The following is a 23,460-nucleotide window of genomic DNA, read 5'->3' as shown; positions in this document are numbered from 1 at the left end:
CCAGACAGGACAGACCACTAGTCGCGGACGGGACTCATTTCGAGCCGTTCACTTTGTTTCCATAGCCGTTCAGCCTTTGTTTCGCTGGTGATGATCTTCAATGGTCTGCGTATCTTGACCTTCGGGAAACCCGATGGTCGGTGACACACGGAGTGCTCGTGCGAAGGCCCGGCGCCGAATGGCGGTATCCAGGCACTCGTGCGTCGGATGCACCCACGCGCCCCTCCCTGGCATCACGGCACGCTCATCGATGATGAGAGATTCGTGTTGGGCCACCACCCTGAGCAGGGCGGACCGGGAAGCACGCATGCGACAGCCGACGCATGTTCGTACGGGATCCATCTTACACTGCGCCGCTGTGCGCCGACTCCGCGCCGCCCCGAGTCGACCCGTCACTCATCGAGGATGCTGTCCGGCTGAATGTCGATCTTCGCACCGGTGAGCTTGGCTGCAAGACGCGCGTTCTGACCCTCCTTGCCGATGGCGAGGGAGAGCTGGTAGTCGGGCACCAGGGCGCGGACGGCCTTCGTGCCGGCGTCCAGCACGAACGAGCTCGTGACCTTGGCCGGCGACAGGGCGTGAGCGACGAAGGTCGCGAGGTCGGCGTCGTGATCGACGATGTCGATCTTCTCGCCGGCGAGTTCCTCGGTCACCGCACGCACACGCCTGCCCATCTCACCGATGCACGCGCCCTTCGCATTGATCGAGGGGTCATTCGCCATCACCGCGATCTTCGTGCGGTGACCGGCCTCACGAGCGAGCGAGACGATCTCGACGAGACCTGCGGCGATCTCGGGAACCTCGAGGGCGAACAGCTTGCGCACGAGTCCGGGGTGCGTGCGCGACACCGTGATCTGCGGGCCCTTGAGCCCCTTGGCGACACTGGTCACATACACACGCAGGCGCGAACCGTGCGAGTACTCCTCACCAGGAACCTGCTCTTCGGGCGGCAGGATCGCCTCGACACTGCCGAGGTCGACGTGGATCATCCGGGGGTTCGGGCCCTGCTGGATGACACCGGCGACGATGTCGCCCTCCTTGGCCTTGAACTCGCCCAGCACCGCATCGTCTGCGATGTCGCGCAGACGCTGGCTGATGACCTGCTTGGCCGCGAAGGCGGCAATGCGTCCGAAGTCGTCCGGTGTGGCATCCTCTTCGCCGATGACTGCACCTTCGTCATCGGTGACCGGCTGCAGCACCGCGACATGACCGGTCTTGCGATCAAGTTCCACGCGGACGTCCTCAGGGACGGCGCCGTCGGGCGAGACATGCTTTCCGTAAGCGGTCAGGATGGCCTGCTCGATGATCGCAACCAACTCGTCGAACGGGATCGCCTTCTCTTTTTCGATGCCCCGCAGCAAACCGAGTTCAATGTCCATGACGGCCTCCATATTCAGCTCTTCACCGCAGCATCGTGCACGCGCGGCATCCGTCCTACGATACCGGATACCGAGGGTCTGCACCGAGGGCGAGTCAGCGCGCGGAGTCGAGCGCGTTGATCGCGTCGATGAGGCGATAGAGCCCGCCGACCTCGCGCTGGCGAAGCCGGAGAGCCAGACGCGGCAGGTCGACCACATCGTTGTCGGACACCTCTGTCGGCAGAGCGTCGATCAGTTCGATGCGCCCTTCGGCGACGATCGTCGAGAACTCCTCATTCAGACGATCGACCTCGGCCTCGGTCGGCCTGTTCTTCAGCCGGAGCACGAGGACGTCATCAACCCAACGCAGCGAATCATAGTTGCGCCAGAATTCGGTGATCTCGGCGACAGCCTCTTCTGCGGAATCGGTGATCAGCACGCGGTCGAAGTCGTCCGGGGAGATGACCCCCGCCGGAATGAGCGTGTCGATGACGAAGCGCTCCAACCCCCGCCAGAAGGTGCCGCCCGGCTCGTCGAGCAGCACGATCGGTGTGGGCTCGGCCTTGCCGGTCTGCTGCAGGGTGAGCAGCTCGAACATCTCGTCCAGGGTGCCGAAGCCGCCGGGCAGGCAGATGAAGCCGGTGGACTCCTTGACGAGCATGAGCTTGCGCGTGAAGAAGTACTTCATCTCGACGGATTGGGTGTCCTTCGCGACGACGGCGTTCGGCTTCTCTTCGAACGGCAATCGGATGGAAACGCCCAGGGCCATCTTCTCGCCGGCGCCCTCAGCCGCTGCCTGCATGATGCCGGGGCCCGCACCGGTGACGACCATCCAGCCGCGCTGCGCGAGCGCGGATGCAACCGAGCGCGCCTGGTCGTACAGCGGATCATCTTGCTGAGTACGGGCGGAGCCGAACACGGTGACCTTGGGAACGTCGGCATACGGTTGGAAGAGACGGAAAGCATCGCGCATCTCGGCGAGGGCGGCGGATGCGATCTTCAGGTTCAGCCGATCTGTGCCGTCCTCACCGAGATGGATGCCGGTACGGAGGATCTTGCGGATCAGTGAGCGGTTCTGCGTGATGGCGCTGTCTGCCATGAGCTCATCGATGGCGACTCTCAGGTCGTCCTTCATAGGCGCTGTCCGAGCTTTTCGAGCGCATCCGCCAGCGATAGCGCGTCGCGCTCCCCCGACCGGCGATCCCACAGCTCGACCTGACCGTCCGCAGCACCACGTCCGACGACGAGCACGCGCGGGATTCCGACGAGCTCGGCGTCGCCGAACTTCACGCCCGGCGAGACCTTGACACGGTCGTCGTAGAGCACGTCGAGACCGGCTGCCTCGAGATCGGCCGCGGCCTTCTCGGCCACGTCGTACGCGATCTGGTCGCGGCCGGCCGCAACCACGTGCACGTCGAAGGGCGAGACGGATGCCGGCCAGATGAGGCCCTTGTCGTCGTTGTTGAGCTCGGCGATGATCGCGAGGATGCGGGTGACACCGATGCCGTACGACCCCATCGTCACCGTGACGAGCTTGCCGTTCTCGTTGAGGACCTTGAGCCCCAGTGCTTCGGCGTAGATGCGCCCGAGCTGGAACACGTGCCCGATCTCCATGCCGCGCGCCAGCGACACCGGCCCCGAGCCGTCGGGAGCCGGATCACCGTCGCGCACATTCGCGATCTCGACGATGCCGTCGGCGTCGAAGTCGCGACCGGCGATGACGGTGTGCGCGTGCTTCTGATCGATGTTGGCGCCGGTGATCCAGCGGGTTCCCTCGGAGACGCGCGGGTCGACGAGGTATCGGATGCCGGTGGCGGACTCCTCACCGAGCACGGCGCCCGTGGGCGACCAGGGTCCGATGTAGCCCTTGACCAGCAGCGGGTTCTTCTCGAAGTCGTCTTCGGTCGCGGTGGTGACCTCGGCGGGCGCGAAGGCGACCTCAGCGCGCTTCTCATCCACCTCGCGGTCACCGGGGATGCCGACGATGACGAGCTCGCGCGTTCCATCGAGGTGGGTCAGCGCCAGCACGACGTTCTTGAGCGTGTCCGCTGCGGTGTATTCACCGTCGAGGACCGCGTTCGAGTGCGCGACGAGGGTGTCGATGGTGGGCGTGTTCGGAGAATCGAAGACGGTTGCCTCGGGCGCATCGTCGAATGCGACGGCATCCGGGACGGCAGTGGTGAAGGCCTCGACGTTGGCGGCGTAGCCGCCGTCGGTGCGGACGAAGGTGTCTTCTCCGACGACAGTCGGGTGCAGGAACTCCTCCGAGCGGGAACCGCCCATCGCCCCGGCATCCGCCTTGACGATCGCGTACTCGAGGCCGAGGCGCTGGAAGATGCGCTCGTAGGCATCGCGCTGCGCCATGTAGCTGGCGTCGAGTCCCTCATCGGAGACGTCGAACGAGTACGCGTCCTTCATCGTGAACTCGCGGCCGCGCAGCAGGCCTGCGCGCGGGCGCGCCTCATCGCGGTACTTGTCCTGGATCTGGAAGAGCGTGACCGGGAGGTCCTTGTACGAGGAGTACAGGTCCTTCACGAGCAGAGTGAACGCCTCTTCGTGAGTGGGCGCGAGCAGGTAGTCGCCGCCCTTGCGATCCTGCAGGCGGAACAGCAGATCGCCGTACTCGTCCCAGCGCCCGGTCGCCTGGTAGGGCTCGCGGGGCATGAGGGCCGGGAAGTGGACTTCCTGAGCGCCGGCGTTCGCCATCTCTTCGCGGATGACCTTTTCGATCTTCGCTCTGACCTTCAGCCCCAGCGGCAACCACGCGAACACACCGGCCGATTGACGGCGGATGTAGCCTGCGCGGAGCAGCAGCTTATGGCTTGCGACCTCCGCCTCGGCGGGGTCTTCACGGAGCGTACGGAGGAAGAAGTTCGAAAGACGAGTGACCACGGGTCAAGTCTACTGACGCGCGAGGCCTCAGTTCAGCGCGCGGGTACCCTCGGGAATCACTCCGTCGGCGTACAGGCTCGATGCCACGTCCTGCAGCGCCGTGAGAGCGACACGCTGCGTGGTGGGACCGTACGAGATCCGAGCGACACCGAGCGCCTCGTACTCGGCTGCGGTGAGGGCGCCGGGCAGACCGATCACGCTGATCTTGCGCTGTCCGATTCCGTCGACGAGCTGGCGGGTCACGTCGGCGTTGAGGATGCCGGGGATGAATACGCTCGCGGCGCCGGCGTCGAGGAACGCACGTCCGCGCTCGATGGCGTCCGCGATGCTCTCCTCGACCGGACGGCCGTTCGCGCGCACGAATGCGTCGGTGCGGGCATTGAGCACGAAAGGCACGCCCTCTGCCTCGCCCGCCTTGACGATCGCCTCGACCACGGCGACGGACTCGGCAAGCGGCTTCAGCCGGTCTTCAACATTCGCCCCGACGACCCCCACGCCGATCGCGAGGCGCGTGGTCTCCCCCGCGTCGTCGTAGCCGTCATCGAGGTCGGCGCTGACGGGAAGCTCTGTGGATGCTGCGATGCGCCCGACCATGTCGATCATGAGCTCACGCGGGATCTGGCCATCCGGGTAACCGAAAGTCGCGGCGATCGAGTGCCCCGCCGTGGCAAGGGCAGTCGTCTGATCGAGATCTGCAATGGCTTTGGCTGAGACGACGTCCCAGACATTGACGACACGGAGGATCTCCGTGGCGTCGTAGAGCGAACGAAGTGTCTGGGCCTTCTGTGCAGCAGTCATGGTTTCACGCTATCTCTCTCTGTGGGGGTGGGGGCGATTCGGTCAGTCTGTGACGTCGAAGAGTCCGTGCGCGCCGCGTTCGGCATCGATCATGATGTGCGAGACGAAGGGATAGTGGCCGGCCTCGGGGAAGGTCAGCTCGACGAATCCACCCTGTGCGGGCTGCAGCGCGAGCGCCTGTGATCCGGTGTCGACGGCGTGGTCGATGAGGTAGCGGCCCTCTGACCACGCCGTGTCGAACTGGCCCCCGACCACGTGGAAGCTCGATGCTCGGTTGGGTCCAACATCGAGCACCCACACGCGCACGCGCTCCCCGGTCGTCGCGGGAAGCGGCGCGTGATCGTACTGGTTCGCATACCCGTTGAAGACGACGAGATCAGGCTTCTCTGCGGCGAGCGCATCGACATCGACCTCGCCCCCGTCGTCGCCGAGGTAGTACTCGCTCTGAATGAGAACGTAGCTGCGGTCGACAGCGGGGAGGTCGTCCGGCTCGATCACCACCGCACCGAACATGCCGTTGGCGATGTGCGCTGTCATCGGCATGGTCGAGCAGTGGTACATCCAGATCCCCGAGCGGGTCGCCGTGAACGTGTAGGTGAGGCTCTCCCCCGGCGCGATCGTGCGCATGGGTTCATCGGGGGCGAGAGCCCCGGCATGGAAGTCGATCGAGTGGCCCATGGTGGCGTCGTTGACGAGAGTGACCTCGAACGTGTCGCCCACTCTGCCGTGCAGGGTGGGCCCCGGTGCTGTGCCGTTGTACGTCCACAGCGTCTGTTCGACGCCCGGCGCGACTTCAGTGACGGTGTCCTCGACGGTGAGGGTTATTTCGTGCGTGGTCGGACCGTCGGCTGCGGGAAGCGGTGGGAGGATCGCATCGTAGGGGGCGAAGTCCGCGCCGGGTTCGGCGTTCATGTCCATGCCGCCCGAGCCACCCATGTCCATGTCGGCATGGTCCTGCCCATCACCGTGCTCGGTATCGGCGGCACCGTTCTGCGCACCCGTGGCGATGATCGTGAGCGTCATCCCCATCTGACGGTGCCCGATGATCGAGCACCAGCCATCGACGTCTGCCGTGATGACACCGACGTCGATGCGTTCTGATTCCCCTGGCGAGAGACGCGTACCGCCCGTGCCGTTCGCGAACACCAGGTCATGCACCTGCGACTCGTCTGTATTGGTCAGCTCCACGATCAGCCGGGTGCCGACGGGGACTTCGATGGTGTTCGGCGTGAAGCGCATATCGGCGGCTTCGACCTGAACGACCTGCACCGGAGCATCCGGATCGCCGCCTGCCTGCCCTCCCCAGCCCAGCCCGATCGGGTCGATGACGGCGCACACGGCGACCGTGAGCACGACGGCCAGCAGGCCGGCGACAGCTTGCCCTGCCCGGCGTCCCGCAGGCTGTTCCCCCTCGGGGACGATGGGTCCGCGCCGAGGCTCCTCGAGCGTGCGCCCCTCGGCCTTGGCGCGACGCTGCGCGCGCATCGCGATGAACATGATCACGAGGAACGAGGCCATCGCCACGAGATACAGAATGGATGCTGCAACGCGCATGAGACTCGACACCGGCAGCGCGCACACCAGCAGAGCGGCGTTCGCCGTCGACACTCGGAGAACACCGAGCCGGTCGAAAGCTGCGGTGCCGACGCGAACGGGAGTCGGGCCACCGCCGAGAACGACCGGGATCAGATAGCTCAGCGCTCCGGGGAGCACTTGGGCGGCGAATCCGGCGACGAGGTACGGAACGGTCTGGTCGAAGAGCGGACTGAGACCGGCGATACCGCTGCCGTCGATGCTCACCACGATCGTTCCCACGATGAGGACGGCCACGCACCCGGCCCACCACAGCAGCGCCATCCCGACCGAAAGTGCTGCAAAGGACTTCGGTGGTGCCTGTCGCGCCGCACGCCACAGCGATACGCCGATGAAGACGAGCCCCGCGAAGTATGCGGTCAGGCCCACCGCGAGCAGCGCGCTCACGTTCAGGGCCGCTCCTGCCGCTGCGATGAGGACACCGGCGGCAAGCAGCGGCAGCGCGCGTGCGGCTCCGATCGCGGCGCTCTCGTCGGCCCGCGTGCGGAGGATCGTCGGCCACAGCGTGACGACGGTACCGGCGACAACGATCCCGATCCAGCCAAGAACGTTCAGAAGAGCATGGGCGAGCACGAGGTTCGGGGCGTCCGTGCCCTGCGCGAGCCATCCGCCGAGGGCCGCACCGATCACCAGCATCCCGGCCGCCGCGATGTAGAAGCGGATGGTGCGCCCGAATCGGCCCGGCATGCTCCGCTTCGCTCGCACGTACAGGCTCACCCCATGCCAGATGACGGCGATGATGAGCAGCGCCGCACCGGCGATGGACAGCGGCCAGATCCCCAGTGGTACTCCGAGGAAGACCAGGGCGGCTCCACCGTTCGCGAGCATGAGCCGGATGTTCTGCGTCCGACGGTCCGCGATGGTTGCGGCGCTCCGCAGCAGCGCGAACGAGAAGTACTGGCTCCATACGAGGATCGCGTGGGTGATCGCACCGAGCAGCAGCAGGTGGATCATCAGCCACTGCGGCACGGGCAGTGAACGGTGAGCGAGTACTGCGATGACGGTGAGCACCAGCCAGAACGCCGTGGGCAGGTCGCGGGCGGCCCAGAATCCGCGCGCGGGAGCCTTGACCTCGTTGGCCCGGGGCGGTGTGGACATTCTCATCGATGTGTCTCTCTTGTCCGAGACCGGCTTTTTCGTGACCGGCTTTCTTGTGATCCGAAAACGGCGCTGAACAGCGCGGTCAGGACGAACAGCACGAGTGCGAGTACTCCCAGCGCGCCGCCCATCTGCCAGCCCATCGGGATGCCCCAGGCGTCGCCGGCGAAGATCCGCACGATCAGCGCCACGTGCAGCAGCGCCGCCGGTACCCAGAATGCCGGACGATACGGAAGCGAGATCCCCAGTACGGCCGGGAGAATGGTCGTCGCGTGCGCCATGATCATCGAGAACGTGTAGCCGAGGAAGACGGCGTGCACGACGGCGTCGTACTGCGGTTGCGCGTCGGGGCGTCCGAGCAGCAGTACAGCTCCGGCGAGCGCGAGCCAGAAGTAGCCCGCCAGGATGCACGCGGCCATGTACCGTGTCACACCCGTGGCACGGACCGTGCGGCGAGCCACGTCATGGGTGACGAGCCATCCCGTCAGCGAGATCAGCACGATACCGAGAAGCACGGCTCCGACATCAGGCAGCGCGACCCCGATGACCAGTGCCGTCACCATCGCCCAGGCGTGCATCAGCAGCCAGAACCCTGCGCGGGGTCCCATCGTGATCCGGGCGAGTTCGACCCGTTCGGCGGCGATGGTCAGCACGATGAAGCCGATGATCCAGGGCAGCACGTGCGCCATGCTGTCGGGCACGAGCCAGAGGATGCTCCCGACGAGACCGAGCCCCGCGCCCAGCAGCTGCGTGAGCAGTGCGGCGTCGTACTGGCGGCGCCACAGCGGAAGGTAGACGACGACGAAAGCCGCCGCGCCGGCGATGAGAACCGATTTCGCGCCGACTAGAGGGATCGCGGGGACGACCAGGGCGATCCCGCCGAGGCCGAGCAGCATGGGTGCCGCGTATCCGTACCAGCGCCGCAGTGCTGTCGCTCGCTCCAGCGAGATCAGTGTGCCGACGAATCCCAGTGCGAGCAGCATCCCGTGCACTTCGGGCAGACGACTGCCGTCGACCGGGGCTGGGAGCCCGAGCAGGAGCAGGCCGGCATCGAGACCGGCGAGCAGCGCGAGGCCGGCGGGCAGCATCCAGATCAGGCGCCACGACGGACCGCGGCGCTGCGTGCGGGCGTTCACGCCGAGGCTCGCAGGTGCAGGGCGCATGCCCCGTCGGTCGCGAACGGGATGAGCTCGCTGACCACATCCGCGCCCTGCGCCTGCGCGATACCGTCGATCATTCCTTCGTGCACGGCACACACCACGCGGCTGTCCCGCGCTGCGGCCGCGAACAGCGGACACGCGCGCAGATGCACGGTCGTGCCGTCGTCGTCGGGCGCGAATCCCTGTTCGCGCATCACATCGACGATGACCTCCCGCGTGTCGGCGCCTTCCGCCCCGTGGTCGGCGATGAGCTCGCGGCCCCACGATCTACCGGCCAGACGTGCCGATGCCGCAGGGTCCGCGGAGGCGTCACCCAGCGCGGATGCCAGGGCACCGGCGAGTCCGGCATATGCGCTGAGCTGTGCGGGAGGAACCGTCCGCCACCGCCATGCCGGCCGCCCGCGCCCCGATCCGCTGTCACGGTCGCGCCGGATGTGCCCGTCGGCGCGCAGACGCTCCAGATGACCGCGCACCGTGTTCTCGTGGAGGCCAGTGGCCTCCACGAGCTGTGCGGTGGTCGCGTCGGGACGCGACTCGATCTCACGCAACAGGCGCTCGCGCGTCGAGGAGTGCACGCGATCCTGCGCAGTTCGCCGGTGCTCGGCGGGAAACTTTTCCACGGAATTGATTATAGTTAAATCTCCAGCAGTCAGCCATCGACGGGAGTAAGCCATGGGCAACATCGAGATTCAGCGGTCACGCGAAGAAGCCGTAAACCAGAACCCCACGGCGGGATGCACATGCGGTGAAGCCGATGAAGAACTGCCCGAACTCGATGTGCAGACGATCCCCCACGCGATCCGTCACGCCTCGATCTTCGGTGCGATCGAGTCGCTTCACGTCGGATCCGCGATGATCATCTCCGCCACGCACAACCCGGTACCGCTACTCACGCAGCTGCAGGCTCGTCACGGCGACGCGTACGCCACCCGCTACCTCGACGAGGGCCCCGAGCGCTGGCGCATCCTGATCCGCAAGGTCGCCTGAGAGACAGGCTCCCCCTGAGCGGCAGGCTCAATTGACGGCGGTCACCGTCATGGTCATCCCCATCGCGCGGTGGTTCGAGATCGAGCACCAGCCGTCGATGTCCTCCGTGATGACACCGACGTCGATCGTCTCGGACGCTCCGGGCGCGAGGTGTTCGCCGGCAGCGCCGTTGTCGAACACCAGGTCGTGCATCTGCGACACGTCCGTGTTCGTCAGTTCGATCACGAGCCGCGTGCCGACGGGAACCTCGATGGCATCCGGTGTGAAGCGCATATTCGCGGCATCCACCTGAACGGTCTGCACCGGCGCGTCGGGATCATCTGTGGGTGACGCCGAGCATCCGGCGAGTGCCAGCATCATCACCAGAAGCAGTGCGAGCTTTCTCATCGGGTCCTCCGCTCTTCGTGCGGCTGGCGCCGCAGCATCCACGCTAGCCGTGATTAGGCTGAGGACATGCCTCAGCGTCGTGCCCATGTCGCCCCGTCCGCCGCCCAGAGCGAGCTCGCCGCAGCGCTGGCCGCACTGCGCGCCGACCTGGACGTACCCGTTGCTTTCTCGGCGGAGGCAGAAGCCGAGGCCGCTGCCGCCGCGCCTGAGACACCGGACCTCGACCTGCGCGATATCCCCTTCGCGACGCTCGATCCGGCGGGGGCGAAAGACCTCGACCAGGCATTCCACCTGTCTCGGGATGCTTCAGGATTCGTCGTGCGCTACGCGATCGCCGACGTGCCGGCATTCGTAACCCCTGGCGGGGCCGTGGATGCTGCCGCGCGCGAGCGCGGGCAGACCCTGTATGCCGCGGACGGGCGCATCCCGCTGCATCCGCCTGTCCTCAGCGAAGACCATGCCTCCTTGCTTCCTGACGTCGATCGCCCCGCCCTCGTCTGGACGTTCGATCTGACCGCAGATGGCACCGTGGCCAAGTTCCGGCTCGAGCGGACGCTCATTCGCTCACGAGTGCAGCTCGACTACGTCACCACGCAGCAGGCGCTCGATCGCGGTGAGGACTCACCCGCGTCGCTGTTGCGCGACATCGGTGAGTTGCGCATTGCGAAGGAGCAGGAGCGCGGCGGGGCGAGCCTGAACATGCCGGATGAAGAGGTCGTGCAACACGACGACGGCACCTATTCGATCGTGCGCGGAACGCCGCTGCCCATCGAGGAGTGGAACGCGCAGCTGTCGCTCATGACGGGAATCGCGGCGGCAGAGCTCATGATCGGTGCGAAGGTGGGCGTGCTGCGCACCATGCCCGCTCCCGACGAGAAGTCCTTCGACGCTTTCCGACGCCAAACCGAAGCACTCGGCCGCCCGTGGCGGACCGGCGAGTACGGCGAGTACCTGCGCAGCCTCGATCGCGAGGATCCGCTGACACTGCCGGTGCTCGAGGCTGCCGCATCGCTCTTTCGCGGTGCGGGGTATGTGAGTTTCGACGGCTCCGTGCCTGATGATATCGAGCAGGCGGCGATCGCGGCCCCCTACGCGCACGCCACCGCTCCCCTGCGTCGCCTCGTCGACCGCTGGTCGCTGGCGATCTGCCTCGCGATCTCCGAGGGAACGGACGTGCCGGGATGGGCACGGGAGTCACTGGATGAACTGCCCGAGCTCATGCAGCAATCGAGCCAGCGCGCATCGCGACTGAACGCCGACACGATCAACCGCGTCGAGGCGGCGCTGCTGACACCCCTGGTGGGGTCGCGCATGGATGCCACGGTGATCGAGTTGCGCGGCGATGACGGCGACCGCGCGAGCATTCAGATCGCAGAGCCTGCCGTCACGGCATCCGCTCCTGTCTCCTCCGGCACGAAGCCCGGCGACACGGTCTCGGTGCAGCTGGTGAGCGCGGACATCGCCCAGGGCGCGGTCGAGTTCGCCCTGTGAGCGGCTGCTCGATCTACGAACGCTACGTGCCGGCCCGCACGTAGCGCAAGAAGAGCTCCCGGTCAGCCTGGAGGATGGCTGCGATATCCATATCGGTCGGCGCGGCGTGCGGTGAGTGAGAGATGCGGTCGGCGCCGCCAGCCTCCAGTGACGAGGCGAGAGTCAGGCACAGCTCGTCGACCGAACCTGCGGCAATGAACGAGCCGAACACGCCGGGCCCGCCCTCGGAGTGGATGTGGAACAGCCCGCGTGCCACGAGATCTGCACGGACCATCGCTGGGTCGAGCATCTGTGCACCGGCGTCGACGACATCGGCGACCGCCGACAGAGCCTCCCGGCGATCGGCCGGGGCCGTGCTCACCGTGTACACGATGGGCCGGTTCGGAGCATCGGTGAACACGTCGGAGTCGGGATCGAGATCGAGACTTCCGGAGATCAGCGCGAACGTCGGATGTTCCGGCATGTCGCGCGCGCGGCGCCACTGCACGGCGTCGGGCTGGAGTCGCATCGCCCCGTATCCCTCGGCACGCACGGTTCCCGCGCCAACCAGGATGACATCGGCCTGCCGGCGCAACAGTTCGAAGACACGGCGATCGGCATCGCCGCCGAGTTCACCGGATCGTCCTTCGCGGGTCGCGGCGCCGTCGATGCTGGAGACGAAGTTCATCCGCAGCCAGGGCCCTCGGGGAAATGCGTAGGTGTCGAGGATGCCGTCGTCGTCGATCCGCGCCGCGGGGTGCGGCCAGAGACGGGAGATGTCTGCGCTCATACGTTCCGGGTCGGGTGCATGTTGTGTTCGAGATGGGCGGGAGTGCGCATCCCGAGAATGCTCTCCACCATACGCACCGCGTCGACTGCGGCCCGGGCGTCATGCATCCGGACGATGCGGGCGCCGCGTTCGATGCACATCGTCATCGCCGCGATCGAGCCCGCGAGTCGCCTGCCCTGCTCGCGCTCGATCGACTCACCGATGAAGTCCTTGTTCGATACGGCGGCGAGCACCGGGAGTCCCAGCGTGGTGAGCTCACCCAAGCGGCGGGTCAGTTCCAGGGAGTGCAGCGTGTTCTTGTCGAGGTCGTGTCCGGGATCGATAATGATCCGGTTGCGCGGCACACCGGCATCCTCGGCGCGGGCGACGCGCTCTTCCAGAAACGCCCGCACCTCCCCCACCACATCGTCGAAGTGCGCGGCGGGCTTCTCGACGCGAGGAGGGCCGACGCTGTGGGTGATGACGATCTGCGCATCGCTCTTCGAGATCACGTCGGCCATCTCCGGATCGCCCAGGCCGCTGGTGTCGTTGATGACGGCGGCTCCGGCTTCGATCGCGGCACGCGCGACGTCGGCACGGTTCGTATCCACCGAGACGACAACGTCGCTCTCCTGCGTGATGGCCGCGACGACCGGGACGGTGCGATCGATCTCTTCGGCGACCGAGACGGGAGCGCCGCGGCCGAAGGGGACCCCACCGATGTCGACCCAGTCAGCTCCGATGCGTCCGGCATCGAGGGCTGCCTCCACGGCACGCTCGAGCGCGAACGTCGCACCGTGATCGTAGAACGAATCCGGTGTGCGATTGACCACGGCCATGACCGCGACCTGTGTGTCGAAGTCGAACGTGCGCCGGCCGATCGTCCGCCGGTTCACGGCCTGTGAGTCAGAGGTTCGCATAGGGAACATTCTGATCGGCGAGTTTGTCCGGATCAACTACGACGTACCCGGCGATGAGCGGCTTGATCTCATCGATGACATCCCAGATGTTGACGTTCATCGCGGCCGTGATGTGGTTCTCGCCGTCGATCCAGAACGCGACGAACTCGCGCTCGCTGAGGCTCCCGCGGACCACGACGCGATCGTCTGCCGAGGCATGCCCGATGTACTCGCACCCGAGGTCGTACTGGTCGCTGTAGAAGTACGGCAGTTCCGTGTACTCCGTGTCGTTGCCCAGAAGAGCGGACGCGGCGGCAGCCGGCTGATTCAACGCTGTTGCCCAGTGCTCGACGCGCACCCGGTGGCCAAGAATCGGATGCTGATGATTGGCGATGTCACCGACCGCGAAGACGTCCGGGTCGCTGCTGCGCAGCGCAGCATCCACGAGCACGCCGTTGTCGACGGCGATTCCGGCCTGCTCGGCGAGACCCACCTCGGGGGCGACGCCAATGCCGATCACGATCGCGTCCGCGGGGATGACCTCGCCGCCCGCGAGGCGGACTCCGGTGGCGCGACCGTCCGCCGTGGTGATCGCCTCGATCTTCACGTCGGTGCGCAGATCGACACCGTGCGCGGTGTGCAGATCGGCGAAAACCTGTGCGACCTTCTCGCCCAGCACCTTCAGGAGCGGAAGCTTTCCGCCTTCGAGGATCGTCACGTCTGTGCCCGCTTCGCGGGCCGCCGCCGCGACCTCGAGTCCGATCCACCCGCCGCCGATGATCACGAGCTTTCGGCCCTCGCCGAAGGTCTTGTGGATCGCGTCGGACTCCTCGACGGTGCGCAGATAGTGGATGCCGTCGGCATCCGCCCCCTCGATGGGAAGGCGTCGCGCAACAGAACCGGTCGCCAGGACGAGCTTGTCGTACGGAAGCGTGGAGCCGTCGTCGAGGGCGACTGTGTGCGCACCCGTGTCGATTGCGGTTGCCGTGCGGCCCTCGCGGACATCGACGTCGTGCTCGCGATACCAATCGGCCGGATGAACGAGGGCGTCGTCGAAGGATGATTTTCCGGCGAGATAGTCCTTCGACAGCGACGGTCGTTCGTACGGAAGGTGGCGCTCTGCCGCGATCAGCGTGATCGTTCCGGTGTAGTCGTTCTCGCGCAGGGCCTCTGCGGTCTTCGCCGCGGCGAGTCCCCCGCCGATCACGACGACGTTCTGGATGGTGCTCATGATTTCTCCTGTTCGCAGGGTGTCGCTATGCGCGGTGTCGCTATGCGCGGCTGAGGTCGGCGAGGGTGAGGAACTCCTGGCGTGAGCGCGGGTCCTCGCGGAGCTGTCCGAGGAGTGTCGAGGTCAGTGTGCTCGAACCGGTCGCTCGTGCACCGCGCAATGTCATGCAGGAGTGCTCTGCCTCGATGATCACGCCGACGCCGTGCGGGTTGAGGTGATCCTGCAGCCACTGGGCGACCTGCTTGGTGAGGCGTTCCTGGGTCTGAGGACGGCAGGCGAAGTGCTCCATGATGCGGGCGAGCTTCGATAGTCCGACGATGCGCTCTCCCGGCAGATATCCGATGCTGGCGCGGCCACGGAATGGAAGCAGATGGTGCTCGCAGATCGAACGCACCGGAATGTCGCGCACGATGACCATCTCGTCGTAGCCCTCGTCGTTGGGGAAGGTCGTCAGATCGAACTCACGGGGTGCGAGCAGTTCAGCCCACGCCCGCGCCATTCGCTGCGGCGTCGCGGCGAGGTGGGGCGAGTCGAGCGAGACGCCCAGCGCTCGGAGGAAGTCCCCGGCTGCGAGCTCTGCGCGGGCGAGATCCGGCTTCGCTTTCTCACTGCCGACATGCACAGGAGCGAGGTCGTGGGTGAGCACCGACTCTGACATTTTCGCCACCGATCTGGGAGATTATTGATCTGTTTTCAGACTGGCACCGCAAACACGTTTAGTCAAGGTATCTTGGTTTTAGAAAGGATGCCCCAGATGAACCCGACGGACCCGCAGGGAAACCTGGAAGACCTCGCTCTGCTCTCCGATGACGTGCGGCGGCGGCTGTACAACTTCATCGCCCCCCAGAGCGGCAGCGTGACGCGCGATGATGTCGCCTCTGCTGTGGGCATCACACGGAGCCTGGCCGCCTACCATCTCGACAAGCTCGCCGACGCCGGGCTGTTGGAGGTCAGCTTCGCACGCCCTGACGGGCGGAGCGGGCCCGGGTCAGGACGACCGGCGAAGCGCTACGCACGCGGTCGGCGCGAGCTGGCGGTCAGCATGCCTCCGCGCAACTACAGCCTGCTGGCAAGACTGCTCGCCACCGCCGCAGACGCCGCACCCTCTGGTGCTTTCACGGCGGCGCTCGCTACGGCATCCGCCCAGGAGGGCATGTCGCTCGGCGAGCAGAGCGGAGACCTCGTGACCGCGCTCACGAGCGCCGGGTTCGAGCCGGCCCGCACGGAGGACGACGACATCATCCTGCGGAACTGTCCGTTCCACAGCATCGTGCAGGACCACAGCGAACTCGCCTGCAACCTCAATCATGCGTTTGTGCGTGGTGCTCTCGACGGAGCGGATGCTGATCCTGATCGCGCCGAACTCGCACCGCAGAGCGGTCGCTGCTGCGTCGTCATCCACCCGGATCATCGCTCGTGAACGCGCACCGATTCGCGGTGATTCCTGCCGTCTACGTGTACCTGCGACGCGGTGATGAGGTGCTGCTGCAGCTCCGACGCGGAACCGGGTACATGGATGGGATGTGGGCGGCCGGCGCGGCCGGACACATCGAGCTCGGCGAGACCGCGGCGGGCGCCGGATGCCGCGAGGCCGGCGAAGAACTCGGCGTCACGCTCACACCGGATGCCCTCGTGCCGTTGACCGTCATGCAGCGCACCGACGGCACGCCAACCGCGATCGAGCAGCGCGCGGACTGGTTCTTCAGCGCATCCTCGTGGGAGGGTGTCCCGCGCGTGGTCGAACCGAGCAAGTGCGCTCAGATCGCGTGGTTCCCGTTGGCGGATCTTCCGGAGGCGATGGTGCCGCATGAGCGAGCCGTGCTGGATGCTCTCACCCGCGGCACGCTGCCGACGTTCATGAGCTACGGATTCTGAAGTGCCGGCGCGAGATACGCCCGCGGTAAACGATCGATCTCGATGGGCGTATAAGGCACCTCGAGCGGGATATTTTGCGCTCACAACCAGCTTATTGACCTGCGCTCAGCACAGTTGACAGGCTGGGTGCTCACTCGGCATTCCAAGAAGGGTCCATATTTGGGCCCTTCTATTCGATCGCCGCCGGCACAGTTCTGGCCGTCAGTAGAGTGATTGGGGCCGTTCGCGGAGCCCTCTGGGGGCGCATCCTGCTGATCTTCGGTGCCGCAGTCATCGTCGGTGCGGCGCTCTATTTCATCGCTGGTGGCTCGTGCGAATGACCTGACGATCATCATGATCCAGTCGACGGTGCGGTTAGGCCCCGATCAGGCGACTGACTGCGAGGCGACGGCCAGCGATCTGTGTACAGATGCTCCCAGCCGTGAGTTGGTGCGGCTTCCAACACGACATAGGTAGGCCCGCTACGCCAGCTCCTGCCATTGGCCCACTCTTGGTAACGCTCGTAGCCGAGTTCACCGAGCAACCAGCCCCATGCTTCGGTGACCGCGTCAAGATCACTCGTGCGCAGTTCGATGTGGTGCAGAGTCCCGATTTCAGCATTCATCCATAATCGCCCACATCGGTGCCGCGAAAACACCTCCGTCCTGCTTCCGATGCGATTCAGGGCGCTCGAGGCGACACATCTGGTGAGATCGATCTGACTCCCAGGCCGCTGTCGTTGGCCGCGCAGTCTCAAACGGTGCTGTCGTAAACGATCGTTTTCGGCAGCCTGGTAGACCCTTGCGACTAATCAGCATTCGCTGTATAGTCAGCTTGTGCTGACTATTTCTTCTCATCTTGATGTGATGAACCGTCTGGGCCGTGCGATGGCGGATCCGTCTCGCTCGCGGATCCTTCTGGCGCTCTTGGACGCGCCGGGCTACCCGGCGGAACTCTCCCGTGATCTCGATCTGACGCGCTCGAATGTCTCCAACCACCTGACGTGTCTGCGCGGGTGCGGTCTGGTTGTTGCTACGCCGGAAGGACGGCGCACGCGTTACGAGATCGCGGACCCGCATCTCGCGATGGGCCTGCGGCACATGCTGGAAGCGGTCGTCGCCGTCGACGAGGGTGTTCCGTGCATTGACGAGAAATGTGAGTGCTGCGCATGAGTGAAGAGTGCTGCGGCCCGGATGAACCCCGCAGGAAACGTACTGTTCAGCGCATCGAGTTGACGCGGCCCCATGCTGCGGGAGACGCATGCTGTGCTCCCGAGACGGCGCAGAACGCCGCCCTACCCACGACCCATGAGGAGGGAGACGCTTGCTGCGGGCCGGCGTTGCCCTCCAAGCGCAGCGCAAGTGACGATGAGCGCGAGGTGCGTCCGCCGTGGTGGCGCGACATCGCCCTTCTCCCCTCCGCACTCTCCGGCCTGTTCCTGATCGCCGGCTACGCATTCGAGTGGGCGGGCATTGGTATCCCGGCGCTCGTGCTGCAATGGGCTGCTCTGCTGGCGGGGGCTTACACGTTCATTCCCAGGGCGATCCGCCGGCTGATCCGGGGCCGCCTCGGAGTCGGGCTGCTGATGACCATCGCCGCGATCGGTGCGGTTCTCCTGGGCCACGTCGGTGAGGCTGCGACCTTGGCGTTCCTGTTCTCGCTGGCGGAAGCTCTCGAAGACCGGGCGATGGATCGGGCGAAAGAGGGCCTGCGTGCCCTGCTGTCCCTGATCCCCGAGACCGTGCGCGTCTCGCGCCTCGCCGGCGACACGACGATCCCGGCCGCGGACGTCCGTGAACTCGACATCCTCATCGTCGGAGCAGGCGAGCGTGTCGCCACCGATGGTGTTGTCGTGGAAGGACGGTCGAGCTTGGACACCTCCGCGATCACGGGAGAGTCCATCCCTGTCGACGTGCAACCCGGCACTGCGGTCGCGGCGGGCTCGGTGAACGGTACATCGACGCTGCGGATCGAGGCGACCGCCGATGGGCGCGACAACTCGCTCACCCAGATCGTGTCCCTCGTGGAGCAAGCCCACGCCCGCAAGGGCGACCGCGCACGGCTCGCGGACCGGATCGCCCGTCCCCTCGTCCCCGTCGTACTCATCGCCGCTGCCCTCCTCGCCCTGTTCGGGTTCATCGTGGGAGATCCGTCGATCTGGATTGAGCGTGCACTTGTCGTCCTGGTCGCCGCGTCTCCTTGTGCCCTTGCGATCGCGGTACCGGTCACGGTGATCGGCGCTATCGGTTCCGCGTCGAAGTTTGGCATCGTGATCAAGTCCGGGGAGGCATTCGAACAGCTCGGCACCATCCAGGCAGTGGCGCTGGACAAGACCGGAACCCTCACCCGCAACAAGCCGGCCGCCGTCGACGTACGCCCCGCAGCCGGTATCTCACGGGACGAGCTGTTGACCTGGGCGGGAGCAGTCGAAGCGACAAGCAGCCACCCGCTCGCCGCCGCGATCACCGCGGCCGCACCGGGCGCAACTACAGCCGTGGAAGTGGTCGAAGACGCCGGCCACGGAATCACCGGCCGCGTCAACGGCACCCTGGTCCGCGTCGGCAACGTCCGATGGCTCGCCCCCGGTGCACTCAACACGGCCGCTGATGAAATGGCGGAAGACGGCATGACCGTGGTCGTCGTCGAAGCCGAGGGCAAAATCGCCGGACTCATCGGCATCCGCGACGAGCTGCGCCCCGAATCCGCAGAGACCGTGCGCCTGCTGCAGGATGCCGGAATCGGGATCACGATGCTCACCGGGGACAACGAACGCACCGCCCGCGCAATCGCCGCACAGGCCGGCATCACCGACGTCCGCGCAGAGCAGCTCCCCGCAGACAAGGCCGCCGTCATCGAACAACTCGCATCCGTACGCCCGACGGCTATGGTCGGTGACGGCATCAACGATGCCCCCGCCCTCGCGACCGCCACCGTCGGAATCGCCATGGGTCTGAAGGGATCGGCTGCTGCGATCGAGTCCGCCGACGTCGCCTTCACCGGGAACGATCTCCGACTGATCCCCGGGGCCCTCGCCCACGCCCGTCGCGGCCGCCGAATCATGACCGCGAACATCGTGCTCGCCCTCGCGATCATCGTCGTCCTCTTCCCCCTCGCCCTCTTCGGTGTGCTCGGGCTAGCCGGCGTGGTCCTCGTGCACGAGATCGCAGAGGTCTTCGTGATCCTCAACGGCGTGCGTGCCGCGCGGCGCCCTGCCGCTCTGCGGACACTTGCCACAACGCGCGAGCCTGCCCACGTCTGAACAACCCCACCTCGGCGACAACCCGCCACCGATCTGGAGCCCGCCATGAAGGCCCCCGTCAAAGTCACCCTCGTCACCGGGGGCGTCGTCATCGTCCTCGCGATCGTGGCGCTCATCGTTGTCATGACGACCCGCCCCGACTCTCCCGACGCCGGCTCTGAGGGAGCACTCCCCGGCACCCTCGCGGACTCCCATGTCCTCGACGACGCCGGACCAGACGCCCCGACCTTGGTGGAGTTTCTCGACTTCGAATGTGAAGCGTGCGGGGCGTTCTACCCCGTCGTCGAGCAGATCCGAGAAGAGTACGCCGGCGACATCAACTACGTCGTCCGCTATTACCCGCTCCCCGGTCATTTCAACTCCATGAACGCCGCCCTGGCCGCCGAGGCCGCAGCCGAGCAGGAGAAGTTCGAGGAGATGTACCAGCGTCTGTTCGACACCCAGACCCAATGGGGCGAACAGCAGATCTCCCGAGCGGATCTGTTCCGCACCTTCGCGGAAGACCTCGGACTTGATATGAACGCCTACGACACCGCCGTAGCCGCCCCCGCGACCAGGGAGAGAGTCGAAGCCGACTTCAACGACGGACAGTATCTCGGCATCAGCGGCACACCGACCTTCTTCCTCAACGGCGAAAAGCTCGAACTCACACAGCTCAGCGACCTCACCGATGCCCTTGATGAGGCAACAGGCCGCTGACCTGAGAGAAGAGGCCTCTCGGTTCTCACCGAATACGTCTGCCGAAACGCCTTCGCGGCGCACGTTTCTGGAAGGCAGTTCCGCGCTCGAGGGGGTACGTGTCAATGTCCGAAGTCATCGGCACTTCTGTCCGAAGTCCTCAACACTCGTGTGCGTCAGCCGATCGCGCGAGGTGGGGCGACTGTCTCGTATCCCATGGGTTTCGAGACACGAAGGTTGCGAGACACTCTCCGCGATTGAGGCTTCGGAGCCCTGCATGGCAGAACGAAGGCTCATGATGACCATCAACTCATTCGCAGGAGCCACCGGCAGCGCAGCCACTACCAAATCCACTACTCGCCCCGTCGGGGGTCAGAACACCGATCATGAAGTAGAGCGCAGCACCAACGATGACTGCGGCACCGAAGATCAGCAGGATGCGGTTCCAGCGGGCACCGCGCACGGTCCCGATCGCTCCAACGATGACCAGAATTGCGCCGACTGCGATCGAATAGTAAGGCCCAAATATGGACGCGTAGAGTCCGACCGGCACGCCGATGACCGCAGCCAACACCATCGTGACGACGAACGTCGTGGAAGTGTGGCGAGGACTCTCCTTTAGCGCAGCCATAAGGCCATAGTCCACGACTTGAGAGCGATCGGGTAGATCATGTCTCGAGCCCGGTGTCGCGTAACGCATGGGTTGCGAGCCACCGAGGTTACGAGACACATGTGCTCGGTTGAGTGATACCTCCTCGATCGGGTGAACCTGACGCGCAGCGAGGGATAGCGTAGGGAGATGTTTGTCGTTGTCGACGCGGGTGACACCATGGCTCGTCTCGGGGAAGTGGCCGTCTGGTCATTCGAGGCGTGGGGCGAATGCGCTCAAGCTTCCACAGAGACAGAGGCGCTAACTCGTTTCGCGCGCCGCGCTGGGATTTCGCTGCAGGAACTGGAGACGTCCGAGCGGATTAGTGGCCCCGATGGCATCTTCTCGGAGGATGCGTTGCCGACCACTGAGAATCAGGTCGCTCGGACGATTCGTATATTAGAAGCCCAGCGCCGAGAAACGCTCGCTTTACTGGATGCTTCGACCGACGCCGAACTCGACGCGGAGGATCATACAATTGCGCAGCCGACGTGGATGCCGTGGCGCACGCCTCGGATGATTCTGCGCCACATCGCTGATACAGAGGCACGGGCCTATCCGCGCTGGTGTGGGCTTCCTCAGCTGGAACCAGTGGACGATCTCCGCGAGGAACTCAGCCGCTCTGCACAGCACATCCGCGAGGTGATCCTCGAGATGCCACGCTCATTCAGGACGACGCATCGGCACGAGACATGGACCGCTGTGAAACTCCTGCGACGCTTGGCCTACCACGAGCGTCTAGAACTGGTCTTTCTCCGTCGCCGCCTCCACGTGCGCTGAGCAGAAGTCGTTGCCCGTCATGGATCGTTCAACGGGCGTCGGAGGTGTGGGATGTGATGACGTCCGCGACAGCGGCGGGATTGGCGATATAGGGAGAGTGGCTCGCCTGCATTTTCACGACCGTCGTGCACCGCTGAGCCATCCTCTCCTGCAGTTCTGGCGCAATGGCGCGGTCCTGCGCGCACACCAGATATGTGCTCTCGATGCTCTTCCAGGCGGCCCGCAACGGCTTGCCGCGCCCGTGACCGGACGCCTGTGGTACTAGCTGCTTTGCAGCCCAATCGGCGAGCTCGAAAGGGCAGTCCTGGTAAAACAATCGCATCGCGTCCGCACCGCGAATGAATGTGCCACCGGAATCGTGGGGGCGCACCCATTCGTTCACAGGAGCATGCTCGCCGCCCAGGCCGGCGCAACTCTCATCAACGTCGGGCACGAATGCCGCGATGTAGACCAGTCGACGTATTCTCTCCAGGCCGGTGATCACCGCGCCTCCGTAGCTATGACCAACGACGATCGGCTCCCCAGCGCAATCGTCGACGGCTGCCTGCACCGCGCGCGTGTCTTCCCCCAGCGAACCGCGATGGAGCCGCGGGACATGCACCATGAAACCTCGCGAGCGAAGTTCGGCCTCGACCACCTGCATATGAATCGGCTGGTGGTAAAGACCATGCACCAGCACTACGTCGGGATACGTCACCCCACGAGCGAACCACATCCCGCTGCTCCAGGCTGTTCATCGATCGCACCCGGGCCGGTTCGAGCGATCACGCGAGTCAAACCACCGCTGCGATATCACTATAGGTTGCCGACGAAAGTGTCGATGTCCGAAGTCGTCGGCATTTCTGTCCGAAGTCCTCAACACTCGTGCGCGTCAGCCGATCCCACGGGTGGGGCACTGTCGCGTACCCCATGGGTTATGAGACACAGAGATTACGAGACACCTGTCCGGATCGACTTAGCCCGCGTAGACGTTGTCAGAGATCTGAGTAGTTCCCTCAGGAGCCACCAAGCCGTCAGATACAACTCCAAAGTCTCCGACGAGCCCACCGACTCTGAGAGATCCGTCGCCGCAGCTAACGACCCACGTATCGTCCCCGGGGTCAACAACAAGACAGATGGGTGAATCCCCAGACCCCTGAGCGAGCCAGAGTGATGCGCCCTCATGCTCTCCGACGAATCGACTCGACGATGCGTCGACGTTTTCGTACGCGTAGTCCGGCAGCTGCGGGAGTTCATCCTGAGGCTCACGATCACCTTGGAGATCCGCGAAAGTTTGGCTCTGCCCCGCGCAGCCAGCCACAACAAGGGCTGCTGCCACTGACAGAGCGGACAGGGCGACACGGCGAGGATGCGACATAGCCGCCATCATCGTCCATTGCATGGAGATGCGCCACCGCATCGCCCCTCCTACGCGGGCAGTGTCGGCCACAGGAGCTGCCTCGTCGGACACCCGCTATATCTCCAATGCAGGTGCGAGACTGTCTTGCATCCCATGCGTTACGAGACACCGAGGTTACGAGACAGGTCGGTTGGCCCGATTGGCGAGCGAGGATGTCCGCAGAACGCTGAGCGGAGTCGTTCGTCTCAGCCATTTAGGG

The 23,460-nt window shown here is 65.5% G+C and carries 23 protein-coding genes; 8 read left to right on the top strand and 15 right to left on the bottom strand.

All coding sequences use genetic code 11. The features are described from left to right. Nucleotides 1–69 precede the first annotated feature (69 nt). The 8 genes from ACTIAO_RS00115 to ACTIAO_RS00080 form a co-directional block, all read right to left on the bottom strand. Nucleotides 70–342, bottom strand: a complete 273-nt coding sequence (locus ACTIAO_RS00115) for a YlxR family protein (protein WP_441904314.1) — start codon at nt 340–342, stop codon at nt 70–72. Between the two features lie 50 nt (nt 343–392). Further along, the gene (gene nusA / locus ACTIAO_RS00110) at nt 393–1,379 is read right to left on the bottom strand and encodes a transcription termination factor NusA (RefSeq protein WP_441904313.1); all 987 of its coding nucleotides are present in this window, start codon (nt 1,377–1,379) and stop codon (nt 393–395) included. A gap of 94 nt (nt 1,380–1,473) precedes the next feature. Continuing rightward, nucleotides 1,474–2,493, bottom strand: coding sequence for a TIGR00730 family Rossman fold protein (locus ACTIAO_RS00105; RefSeq protein ID WP_441904312.1), 1,020 nt, complete (start codon nt 2,491–2,493; stop codon nt 1,474–1,476). Further along, nucleotides 2,490–4,250 (bottom strand): proline--tRNA ligase, encoded by a 1,761-nt coding sequence (locus ACTIAO_RS00100; protein ID WP_441904311.1) that lies wholly within the window; start codon nt 4,248–4,250, stop codon nt 2,490–2,492. The genes ACTIAO_RS00105 and ACTIAO_RS00100 overlap by 4 nt, the downstream gene beginning before the upstream one ends. 27 nt (nt 4,251–4,277) lie before the next feature. Then, nucleotides 4,278–5,048 (bottom strand): isocitrate lyase/PEP mutase family protein, encoded by a 771-nt coding sequence (locus ACTIAO_RS00095; protein ID WP_441904310.1) that lies wholly within the window; start codon nt 5,046–5,048, stop codon nt 4,278–4,280. A gap of 42 nt (nt 5,049–5,090) precedes the next feature. Next, entirely contained in the window at nt 5,091–7,739 is a 2,649-nt protein-coding gene (locus ACTIAO_RS00090) for a multicopper oxidase domain-containing protein (protein WP_441904309.1), read from the bottom strand. Between the two features lie 2 nt (nt 7,740–7,741). Beyond that, nucleotides 7,742–8,875, bottom strand: coding sequence for a hypothetical protein (locus tag ACTIAO_RS00085; RefSeq protein ID WP_441904308.1), 1,134 nt, complete (start codon nt 8,873–8,875; stop codon nt 7,742–7,744). Further along, complete coding sequence (locus tag ACTIAO_RS00080) at nt 8,872–9,519, bottom strand: helix-turn-helix transcriptional regulator (protein WP_441904307.1); 648 nt, start codon at nt 9,517–9,519, stop codon at nt 8,872–8,874. Before ACTIAO_RS00080 ends, ACTIAO_RS00085 begins: the two co-directional genes overlap by 4 nt. A gap of 52 nt (nt 9,520–9,571) precedes the next feature. On the opposite strand from ACTIAO_RS00080, the gene ACTIAO_RS00075 reads away from it, so the two are divergent. After that, nucleotides 9,572–9,886: a DUF2249 domain-containing protein gene (locus ACTIAO_RS00075; protein WP_441904306.1), complete on the top strand. Its 315-nt coding sequence runs from the start codon at nt 9,572–9,574 to the stop codon at nt 9,884–9,886. A gap of 27 nt (nt 9,887–9,913) precedes the next feature. Here the strand turns inward: ACTIAO_RS00075 and ACTIAO_RS00070 are convergent, their stop codons facing one another. Beyond that, entirely contained in the window at nt 9,914–10,273 is a 360-nt protein-coding gene (locus ACTIAO_RS00070) for a cupredoxin domain-containing protein (RefSeq protein ID WP_441904305.1), read from the bottom strand. A gap of 66 nt (nt 10,274–10,339) precedes the next feature. On the opposite strand from ACTIAO_RS00070, the gene ACTIAO_RS00065 reads away from it, so the two are divergent. Then, nucleotides 10,340–11,764: an RNB domain-containing ribonuclease gene (locus tag ACTIAO_RS00065; protein ID WP_441904304.1), complete on the top strand. Its 1,425-nt coding sequence runs from the start codon at nt 10,340–10,342 to the stop codon at nt 11,762–11,764. A 22-nt stretch (nt 11,765–11,786) separates the two neighbouring features. On the opposite strand, the gene ACTIAO_RS00060 is transcribed toward ACTIAO_RS00065, so the two are convergent. Genes ACTIAO_RS00060 through folE form a run of 4 tightly spaced genes read right to left on the bottom strand, consistent with a single transcriptional unit; the run spans nt 11,787 to nt 15,300 of the window. Beyond that, complete coding sequence (locus ACTIAO_RS00060; protein WP_441904303.1) at nt 11,787–12,533, bottom strand: pyrimidine reductase family protein; 747 nt, start codon at nt 12,531–12,533, stop codon at nt 11,787–11,789. After that, nucleotides 12,530–13,432, bottom strand: coding sequence for a dihydropteroate synthase (folP, locus tag ACTIAO_RS00055; protein WP_441904302.1), 903 nt, complete (start codon nt 13,430–13,432; stop codon nt 12,530–12,532). The genes ACTIAO_RS00060 and folP overlap by 4 nt, the downstream gene beginning before the upstream one ends. Continuing rightward, nucleotides 13,419–14,642: an NAD(P)/FAD-dependent oxidoreductase gene (locus ACTIAO_RS00050; protein ID WP_441904301.1), complete on the bottom strand. Its 1,224-nt coding sequence runs from the start codon at nt 14,640–14,642 to the stop codon at nt 13,419–13,421. The genes folP and ACTIAO_RS00050 overlap by 14 nt, the downstream gene beginning before the upstream one ends. A gap of 40 nt (nt 14,643–14,682) precedes the next feature. Further along, nucleotides 14,683–15,300, bottom strand: coding sequence for a GTP cyclohydrolase I FolE (folE, locus tag ACTIAO_RS00045; RefSeq protein ID WP_441904300.1), 618 nt, complete (start codon nt 15,298–15,300; stop codon nt 14,683–14,685). Nucleotides 15,301–15,396: 96 nt separating this feature from the next. On the opposite strand from folE, the gene ACTIAO_RS00040 reads away from it, so the two are divergent. The 5 genes from ACTIAO_RS00040 to ACTIAO_RS00020 all read left to right on the top strand — a co-directional run bounded on the left by ACTIAO_RS00040 (nt 15,397) and on the right by ACTIAO_RS00020 (nt 20,454). Beyond that, nucleotides 15,397–16,062: a helix-turn-helix transcriptional regulator gene (locus tag ACTIAO_RS00040; protein ID WP_441904299.1), complete on the top strand. Its 666-nt coding sequence runs from the start codon at nt 15,397–15,399 to the stop codon at nt 16,060–16,062. Next, entirely contained in the window at nt 16,059–16,517 is a 459-nt protein-coding gene (locus tag ACTIAO_RS00035) for an NUDIX hydrolase (RefSeq protein WP_441904298.1), read from the top strand. Before ACTIAO_RS00040 ends, ACTIAO_RS00035 begins: the two co-directional genes overlap by 4 nt. 815 nt (nt 16,518–17,332) lie before the next feature. Then, entirely contained in the window at nt 17,333–17,668 is a 336-nt protein-coding gene (gene cmtR, locus ACTIAO_RS00030; RefSeq protein ID WP_441904297.1) for a Cd(II)/Pb(II)-sensing metalloregulatory transcriptional regulator CmtR, read from the top strand. Nucleotides 17,669–17,874: 206 nt separating this feature from the next. Continuing rightward, on the top strand, nt 17,875–19,755 hold the full coding sequence (locus tag ACTIAO_RS00025) for a heavy metal translocating P-type ATPase (RefSeq protein WP_441904296.1): 1,881 nt from the start codon (nt 17,875–17,877) through the stop codon (nt 19,753–19,755). Nucleotides 19,756–19,800: 45 nt separating this feature from the next. Continuing rightward, nucleotides 19,801–20,454, top strand: coding sequence for a DsbA family protein (locus ACTIAO_RS00020; RefSeq protein WP_441904295.1), 654 nt, complete (start codon nt 19,801–19,803; stop codon nt 20,452–20,454). 289 nt (nt 20,455–20,743) lie between these two features. Here the strand turns inward: ACTIAO_RS00020 and ACTIAO_RS00015 are convergent, their stop codons facing one another. Then, nucleotides 20,744–21,064, bottom strand: a complete 321-nt coding sequence (locus ACTIAO_RS00015) for a hypothetical protein (RefSeq protein WP_441904294.1) — start codon at nt 21,062–21,064, stop codon at nt 20,744–20,746. Nucleotides 21,065–21,232: 168 nt separating this feature from the next. Between ACTIAO_RS00015 and ACTIAO_RS00010 the strand changes: the two genes are divergently transcribed. Further along, complete coding sequence (locus ACTIAO_RS00010; protein WP_441904293.1) at nt 21,233–21,862, top strand: hypothetical protein; 630 nt, start codon at nt 21,233–21,235, stop codon at nt 21,860–21,862. Nucleotides 21,863–21,890: 28 nt separating this feature from the next. Here ACTIAO_RS00010 and ACTIAO_RS00005 read toward each other — a convergent pair whose 3' ends face one another. After that, nucleotides 21,891–22,559, bottom strand: a complete 669-nt coding sequence (locus ACTIAO_RS00005) for an alpha/beta hydrolase (protein WP_441904292.1) — start codon at nt 22,557–22,559, stop codon at nt 21,891–21,893. Between the last annotated feature and the right edge of the window lie 901 nt (nt 22,560–23,460).

Origin of the sequence: Microbacterium sp. (assembly GCF_052099035.1) — a bacterium.
Lineage (GTDB): Bacteria > Actinomycetota > Actinomycetes > Actinomycetales > Microbacteriaceae > Microbacterium.
Note: the sequence above shows the minus strand (reverse complement) of the source record. Positions and strands in the feature narration are given on the sequence as shown.